The organism is Streptomyces sp. NPDC043870, assembly GCF_056435785.1.
Genome location: NZ_JBWKDT010000089.1, coordinates 1 through 7,968 on the forward strand (window position 1 = coordinate 1; position 7,968 = coordinate 7,968).

At 72.2% G+C, this 7,968-nt stretch carries 5 protein-coding genes; 1 reads left to right on the forward strand and 4 read right to left on the reverse strand.

The window, feature by feature from the left end:
• The first annotated feature begins 200 nt into the window (after positions 1-200).
• Entirely contained in the window at positions 201-1,190 is a 990-nt protein-coding gene (speB, locus tag AC0699_RS38600; RefSeq protein ID WP_478670897.1) for an agmatinase, read from the forward strand.
• Positions 1,191-1,871: 681 nt separating this feature from the next.
• Here speB and exaC read toward each other — a convergent pair.
• The 4 genes from exaC to xylB form a co-directional block, all read right to left on the reverse strand.
• Positions 1,872-3,395, reverse strand: coding sequence for an acetaldehyde dehydrogenase ExaC (exaC, locus tag AC0699_RS38605; protein WP_478670900.1), 1,524 nt, complete (start codon positions 3,393-3,395; stop codon positions 1,872-1,874).
• Positions 3,396-3,618: 223 nt separating this feature from the next.
• Positions 3,619-4,878, reverse strand: coding sequence for a GAF domain-containing protein (locus AC0699_RS38610; protein ID WP_478670904.1), 1,260 nt, complete (start codon positions 4,876-4,878; stop codon positions 3,619-3,621).
• Positions 4,879-4,967: 89 nt separating this feature from the next.
• Positions 4,968-6,173, reverse strand: coding sequence for an ROK family protein (locus AC0699_RS38615; protein ID WP_478670906.1), 1,206 nt, complete (start codon positions 6,171-6,173; stop codon positions 4,968-4,970).
• Positions 6,170-7,615, reverse strand: a complete 1,446-nt coding sequence (gene xylB, locus AC0699_RS38620; RefSeq protein ID WP_478670910.1) for a xylulokinase — start codon at positions 7,613-7,615, stop codon at positions 6,170-6,172. The genes AC0699_RS38615 and xylB overlap by 4 nt, the downstream gene beginning before the upstream one ends.
• Between the last annotated feature and the right edge of the window lie 353 nt (positions 7,616-7,968).

A 7,968-nucleotide genomic window follows, 5' to 3' on the forward strand; every position in this document is an offset into this window, starting at 1 on the left:
GGCCGAGACCCGCGAGGTGCTCATCCGCTCCCTCGCCATGCTCCGCACCAAGCACGCCGACCTGCCGTCGCGCAAGCACGGCAACCCCCCGCAGTGACCCGGGCGGGCAGGCCCGAGGGCGCCACGGCCCGGCGTCCGAACCCCCTGGGCCCGGCACAGGGCGCCAGGCAGCCGTACCCAGGAAAGGCACTGATCGCACCATGACCGCCCAGCCCAACGGAGTGACGCCGCCGCTGGCGCCGACCGAGACCGACCGGACGCTGCACTTCGCCGGTCCGGCCACGTTCGGCCGCATCCCCCGCCTCGACCAGGTGGAGAAGGCGGATATCGCCGTGGTCGGGGTCCCGTTCGACGGCGGTGTGACGTACCGCCCCGGAGCCCGTTTCGGCGGAAACGCCATCCGCGAGGCTTCCCGCACCCTGCGCCCCTACAACCCGGCGCAGGACGTCTACCCCTTCCACTTCAGCCAGGTCGCGGACGCCGGCGACATCAGCGCCAACCCGTTCGACGCCGCCGAGGCGGTGGAGACGATCGAGGCCGCCGCCGACGAGCTGCTCGCCGGCGGCGCCCGGCTGATGACCCTGGGCGGCGACCACACGATCGCGCTGCCGCTGCTGCGCTCCGTGGCAAAGAAGCACGGGCCGGTGGCGGTCCTGCACTTCGACGCGCACCTGGACACCTGGGACGACTACTTCGGCCAGCAGTACACCCACGGGATGCCCTTCCGCCGGGCCGTGGAGGAGGGCGTCATCGACACCTCCGCCCTCTGTCACGTCGGCACGCGCGGCCCGATCTACGGCAAGAAGGACCTCGACGAGGACGCCAAGCTGGGCTTCGGCATCGTGACCTCGGCGGACGTGATGCGGCGCGGTGTGGACGAGATCACCCAGCAGCTGCGCGAGCGGGTCGGCGACCGGCCGCTCTACGTCTCCATCGACATCGACGTCCTGGACCCGGCGCACGCCCCCGGCACCGGTACGCCCGAGGCCGGCGGCATGACCTCCCGCGAGCTGCTGGAGATCCTGCGCGGCCTCGCCGACTGCCACCTGGTCTCCGCCGACATCGTGGAGGTTGCGCCGGCGTACGACCATGCCGGCATCACCTCGATCGCCGCGTCGCACGCCGCGTACGAGCTGATCACCATCATGTCCAAGCAGCTCGCCCCGGTCCGCTGGGGCCTGACGAAGTGACCGCCGCGGGCGCGGCCGACGGGTGAGCCGCCGGCCGCGTCCGCACCAGTGACAGCGAGGCCACGAACGCGTGGGGTGCCGCCGCCGGAGGTCGCAGTGGATGGTACCGGCGTTCGCGCCAGTGGCGTTCAGGCGGCTGAGCGAGCGCGAGCCGAGTTGCTCCGATGTGATCACTCGCGGTGTTGCAGCCTGCGTTGCCCGGCCGCAGCAGTTCCACCACCGGTTCTCCGGCAGACGTATGATGCCGAATACCTGCCAACCTTCATGCGAACTCACGTACTTCGGCGCGTGCGATGAGATCGTGCGCCTTTGTCCGCGGCGAATAGGACCCAGACAAGTTTCAACGTCCCGGGCCGACGACACTCCTCGATCATTACGTCAAGCTTCGGCACTCTCGCTCGCGAACGCGTGATGCCAAAAGGTGTCCTTCGGTTCCGTCATCCTTTTCATCGTCTTCTTCGCAGGCTCACCAAACCCACGTCAGTGCCCTTGCGGGTCTGGGCTTTCGGCGGCTACCCGGCCAGTGATGCGGAAGAACCGGCGAAACGTCCCCCTACGACCTGCGCCACGCCGGCATCTCCTTCCGGTTGGCCTCCGGCGTCGACCCCGCGGACTGTGAGATGTGCGCCGAGGAGGGCGCCTGCCGAGCCTCTGGCCTGGTCAGGCGCCCTTCTTCTGCGTCTAGAAGAAGCCCAGCTTCTTCGGCGAGTACGACACCAGGAGGTTCTTCGTCTGCTGATAGTGGTCGAGCATCATCTTGTGCGTCTCGCGGCCGATACCGGACTGCTTGTAGCCGCCGAAGGCAGCATGCGCCGGATAGGCGTGGTAGCAGTTCGTCCAGACCCGTCCCGCCTGGATCGCCCGTCCGGCGCGGTAGGCCCGGTTGACGTCCCGGGTCCAGATGCCCGCGCCCAGTCCGTACAGGGTGTCGTTCGCCGTCCTGATCGCGTCGTCGAAGTCGGAGAACGACGTCACCGCGACGACAGGGCCGAAGATCTCCTCCTGGAAGATCCGCATCCGGTTGTCGCCCTCGAAGATCGTGGGCTGGACGTAATAGCCGCCCGCCAGTTCGCCGTCGTACTCGATCCGCTGACCGCCCGTCAGGATCTTTGCGCCCTCCTGCTGGCCGATGTCCAGATACGACAGGATCTTCTGGAGCTGGTCGTTGGAGGCCTGCGCGCCGATCATCGTGTCCGTGTCCAGCGGATGACCGGGCACGATCGCCTCGGTGCGGGCGATCCCGGCGTCCAGGAACTCGCTGTAGTGCCCGCGCTGGATCAGCGCCCGCGAGGGACAGGTGCACACCTCACCCTGGTTGAGGGCGAACATGGTGAACCCTTCCAGGGCCTTGTCGCGCAGGTCGTCGTCGGCCGCCCAGATGTCGTCGAAGAAGATGTTCGGCGACTTGCCGCCCAGCTCCAGCGTCACCGGCTTGATGTTCTCCGAGGCGTACTGCATGATCAGCCGCCCCGTCGTCGTCTCGCCGGTGAACGCGACCTTCGCGACGCGGGGGCTGGACGCGAGCGGCTTGCCCGCCTCCACGCCGAAGCCGTTGACGATGTTCACCACACCCGGCGGCAGCAGATCGGCGACCAGGCTCATCCAGAAGTGCACCGAGGCAGGGGTCTGCTCGGCGGGCTTCAGCACCACCGCGTTCCCGGCGGCCAGTGCCGGCGCCAGCTTCCAGACCGCCATCAGGATCGGGAAGTTCCACGGGATGATCTGCGCGACCACACCGAGCGGCTCATGGAAGTGGTACGCCACCGTGCTGTCGTCCAGCTCGCTGAGCGAACCCTCCTGGGCCCGCAGCACGCCCGCGAAATAGCGGAAGTGGTCGATGGCCAGCGGGATGTCGGCGGCCAGCGTCTCCCGGACCGGCTTGCCGTTCTCCCAGCTCTCCGCGACCGCGAGCTCCTCCAGATGCGCCTCCATCCGGTCGGCGATCCGCAGCAGGACGTTCGCCCGGGCCTCGGGCGCGGTGCGCCCCCACGCCGGCGCTGCGGCATGCGCCGCGTCCAGGGCGCGCTCCACGTCCTCGGCCGTGCCACGGGCGATCTCGGTGAACGGCTGCCCGTTCACGGGGCTCGGATTCTCGAAGTACTGACCCCGGGCCGGCGGGACGTACTCGCCGCCGATCCAGTGGTCGTAACGGGACGCGTACGTGACGATGGCGCCTTCGGTGCCGGGCGCAGCGTAACGAGCCATGAGACCTCCCGGAGTCCGCGCTGCCCGCCTTCGGACTGCGCTCCCGGCCGAACCTAGGGAGCCGTACGTTGCAACCACGTTGCCGCCGGGCATGGCGGCGCGGTTTCAGGTGCTTGGTGTCTGGTGCCTGGCCTGGTGCCTGGTGCCTGAAGGAGTCGACGCGGCGTCAGGCGCCCGGTGTCCGACAGCCGGGTGCCGGCAGCACCCGCCCGAGCCCCGGGGGTCAGGGCGTGCCCGCGTACTCGCTGTCCAGGGCCCGCACCCGGGCCTGCGCCGCGGCCCCCCGGCCCCGGGGCAGCACGGCGGCGAGCGCCTGCCACACCGGAAGGTCGTCCTCGCCCCACGGGCTGTGCACCCAGTCCGCCAGCAGCCCCGGATCGGCACGCGCGATCAGCGCCGTCCGCAGCTGGTCCGTCAGCCGCCGCCGCAGCCGCGCCACGCCGGGCGCCTGCGAACCCGGCAGCAGCGGACCCGCATACCCGCTGAGCGCCGATGCCACCGCACCCGACGCGAGCCGGCGAGCCACCGTCTCGAAGTCCGCGTCGACGGTCACGGCCAGACGGTACGGACGGGACAGCAGCAGCCGTGGCCCCAGCAGACCGCGCAGCCGCGACAGCTCCGCCCGCAGCGTCACCGGGTTGATGTGCTCGTCCTCGTACAGCTCCAGCAGCAGCCCGTCACCGCTCAGCCCCTCGGGATGGCGGGCCAGCACCACGACGATCTCGCTGTGGCGGCGGGAGAGGCGCACCTTCCGGCCCTCCGCCACCAGCAGCGCCTCGTCCCGGCCCAGCGCCGAAAGCTGCACCGCGTCGCCCGTCGGCCGCGGCGCCAGCAGCGCCAGCTGTGATTCGGCGGCCCGCGCCACCGCGCCGACGAACGCCAGACTGTGCGGATGCGCCAGCCGGTCGCCGCCTGTGATGTCCACCGCGCCCAGCAGCCGTCCACTGTGCGGATCGTGGACGGGAGCCGCCGCACAGGTCCATTGCTGCACGGGCCGCCGGAAGTGCTCGGCCGCGAACACCTGAACGGGACGGTCCACCGCGAGCGCCGTGCCCGGCGCGTTCGTACCCGCCACGGACTCGGCCCAGCGCGCGCCCTCCACGAAGTTCATCCGCCGGGCGCGCCGCCGGGTCTCCGGATGGCCCTCCACCCACAGCAGCCGCGCCTGGGCGTCGCACACCGCGACGAGATGCTCCCCGTCCTCGGCGTACCCGCCCATGAGTTCCCGGATCACCGGCATCACCCGCGACAGCGGATGCCCGTCACGGTACACATCGAGCTCGTCGTCACCGAGTTCCACGCACGCCGCGCCCTCCGGGGCGACATGCGCCCGAGCGCAGCGTCGCCAGGACGCGGCCACCACGGGCCGCACGGCGCGCTCCACCCGGCCCGCCGTCGCGAACTCCTCGTACGCCCGGCGCAGCACACCTCCGCGCTCCGCCGGATCGCCCCCGGCCTCCAGAGCCACCCACGTGTCGGTCAACCCGGCCTCCCGGTCGCTTCCTTGCGTCCGGCGCCCATGGTTGTACCGCACGGCACCACCGGCAAGAGTCACGGACCGGACACAGCCGGTCAGGGAGCAGCTGCCGCGAACGAGGCCGGGTCGTCCAGCACCGCACGCACCACCGAGTGCGCGGCACCCAGCAGCGGCCCCTCGGACCCCAGCCGTGACACGGTCAGCGCGGGGCGCGCCGGATCGGCCGTACGACGCGTCAACTCCCGTTCCAGAGAAGGCAGCAGCCACGACGACAGCCGCGACAGCGCGCCGCCCAGCACCACCGCACGGGGATCGAGGAGGTTGACCGCACCGGCCAGCGCGATCCCCAGCGCGGCGCCCGCGCCGCGCAACGCCCGCAGCACGTCACGGTCACCGGCGGCGGCCCGCTCGGCCAGCAGCCCGATCGGCCGGCCCGTCGTACGGAGTCCGGCGGCCCGCAGGACCGCCTCCTCGCCGGCGTACTGCTCGAGGCAGCCCCGTCCTCCGCAGGCGCACCTGGGGCCTTCGGGCCGTACCGGAACATGCCCCAGCTCGCCCGCGTAGCCGTGAGCACCGCGCAGCAGCCGGCCGTCGACGACCACGGCCGCGCCGATGCCGATCTCCGCCGACACATGGACGAAGTCCTGCGGCGCCGGATCCCCGCCGATCCACAGCTCGGCGAGCGCACCGAGATTGGCCTCGTTGTCGACGGTGAGCTGCGGGCCGTACGGGAGGCACGCGCCCAGATCGACGTCCCACCAGTCCAGGTTGGGCGCGCGGACGACGGTGTGCGTGTCGCGCGCGACCAGTCCCGGCACCGCCACGGCGACACCGGCGGGGCGCAGCCCTTCGGCGCGTACGGCATCGGTGACCTGGCGGACCAGGGCGGCAAGCTCCTTGAGGACCGGCTCGGGCGGGCGGCCCCGGTTGTCCGTATCCGCCGACGCCCGTGCCCGCACCTTCCCCCGCAGATCCACCGCGGCCACCGACAGATGGTCGACGCCGACCTCCGCACCGATGCCGACGGGTCCGCGGTCGCTGAGCGTGAGCGCGCTGCCCGGCCGGCCGACGCTGCCGGACTGCGCGCGTCCGAGCTCCACCAGCAGCCCGGCCCGGGTCAGTTCGTCCACGAGGGAGGAGACCGCGGCCCTCGTCAGCCCGATCCGCACGGCGACGTCCGCACGCGACAGCGGGCCCTCGGCGGCCACGGCGTGCAGCACGAGGGACAGATTGCGCCGGCGGATGCCCTGCTGGGTGTTGGGCAGTGCCACGGAAGCGTCGGCGGGGGGTGGTGGGGTCAAGGCCGGTGCTCCTTGCGCAGCAGGGTCTCGCCGTCGGCGAGGACGGAGCCGATACGGTCCAGCGCGGCCCGGTCCACCGGGACCGGATCGAACGACGGACCGCCCGCGGTGCCCCAGCGCCTGGCGACGTCCCGGGGGTCCTCGCCGGTGAGCACCCCGGCGGCCTGCGCGGCGCCGCCGAGGGCGACGAGTTCACGGGCGTCCGGCACCTGGACCGCCCTGCCCGAGAGCCGGCGGACCGTCTCGCGCCACGCGGTGCCCCGCGCGCCGCCGCCGATCAGCAGCAGCGGAGCGTCCTGGCCGGCGTCCTGCGGCAGCACCTTCCCGAGCGCCGCCAGCAGTGCGTACACGGCTCCGTCGTACGCCGCCTGCAGCAGCCCGCCCGGCGTCGTGTCGTGCCGCAGCCCGTACAACAGTCCTGACGCATAGGGGAGTTGAGGCGTGCGCTCCCCGTCGAGGAACGGCAGCAGCACCTCCCGGCCGCCCGGCTCCACCGCCTCGCGGTCCCGGCCCAGCAGCGCGGCGACCCGGTCGACCGCCTGGGTGCAGTTCAGCGTGCAGGCCAGCGGAAGCCAGCCGCCGCGGGCGTCGGCGAAACCGGCCACGGTCCCGGTCGGATCGGCCGACGGATGAGCGGACGTCGTGTACACCGTGCCCGATGTGCCCAGGCTCAGCACCGGCTGCCCGGCGGCGAGCCCGAGCCCGAGCGCGGCTGCGGCGTTGTCCCCGGTGCCCGGCGCCACCAGTGCGCCCGTGGGAAGCGGCAGACCAGGCAGATCCCGGACCGTGCCCGCCGCCTCGAACGGGTCCACGACCTCCGGCAGCAGCGCGGGGGAGAGTCCCGCGAGGGAGAGGATCTCCACGTCGTACGCCCCCGTCGCGGGCGTCCACCAGCCCGTGCCCGAGGCGTCTGCGCGGTCCGTGACGGCCCGTCCCGTGAGCCGCTCGGTGAGAAAGTCGTGCGGGAGCCGCACCGCGCGGGCGGCAGCGGCGGCCTCCGGTTCACGCTCCCGCAGCCACGCCCACTTGGTGACGGTGAACGCGGGACCGGGAACACTGCCGGTCCGTTCCGCCCATGCCTTCGGGCCCCCGAGCCGCTCGATCAGCCGCTCGCTCTGTGTCGCGGACCGTACGTCGTTCCACAACATCGCCGGACGCACCGGCCGGCCCCGCGCGTCCAGGGTGACCAGACCGTGCTGCTGCCCCGCGACGGACACCGCTGCGGCACGACGCGCCGGTGCGCCGCACTGGGTGAGCGCGTCCCCGAGCGCGCGCCACCAGTCCTCCGGGTCGCTTTCCCGCGCCCCGCCCTCGCCCTCGACGGTGTGCGGGGCCTGGCCGCTCGCCACCACCCGGCCCGTGGGGACATCGACGACCAGCGCCTTCGTCGACTGGGTGGAGCTGTCGACGCCGACGACGAGCGGCCCTTCGGGTACAGCCATCGGAGATCTCCGTTCCGTGTCTTCCCTGAGCTGCCCCGGATACTAATTTGTTAAGGGCGATGACGAAATACGTGCGGGGGGAGGAAGAGGGGAACGTTGAGGTAATGCAGGCCGACGGCCGAGGCCGGTGCCCGGTGACGTGGCGGGAACGGCCTCGCCGAGCCACTGCTGCCGGACCAGCCGCGCGACCGGCGGAGGGTGCCGCACACCGGGGTGATACGCAGGGGGGGGGGGGGCGGGGGGGGGGGGGGGGGGGGGGGTACCCTGGGGTTGGTCTTTTCTTCGCCCAAGGGTGTGGGAGGGGAGCTCGTGGGGGTTTTCCTTTTTTCTCTTTGTCGTCAATTTCGTTCACG